The sequence below is a fragment of the Monashia sp. HAY1-2A genome, assembly GCF_056755315.1.
In genome coordinates this window covers 1-264 of sequence record NZ_JBNDHY010000471.1, presented here as the reverse complement: position 1 = coordinate 264, position 264 = coordinate 1, and the positions used below count along the sequence as shown (strand labels likewise).

Sequence of the window (264 nt, the reverse complement as noted above, 5' to 3'; positions counted from 1 at the left end):
CATCAGGGCATTATCGGCGCCATTGCCGGTCAGCTTGTCGGCGAAGCGCGAACCCGACACGTCCTCGATGCTGACGAGCGTATCCGTGTTGCCCCAGTTGTCGGTGGCGACGCCGGTGGCCAGGTTGACTTTCACGCCCACGCCCGTGATCGGGAGTGCGCCGTAGTCGTTGGTGTACGAGACGAGGTCGCGGCCATCGCCGCCGTCGATCGTGTCGTTGCCGGTCCCGCCCGAGAACGCGTCGACGCCGCTGCCGCCCTGCAG

The 264-nt window shown here is 67.4% G+C and carries 1 protein-coding gene; it reads right to left on the bottom strand.

Annotation, left to right across the window (positions count from 1 at the left end; all coding sequences use genetic code 11):
* Positions 1-264, bottom strand: a 264-nt coding sequence (locus ACPYOM_RS22745; RefSeq protein ID WP_481347703.1) for a hypothetical protein, incomplete at both ends; no start/stop codon positions are given.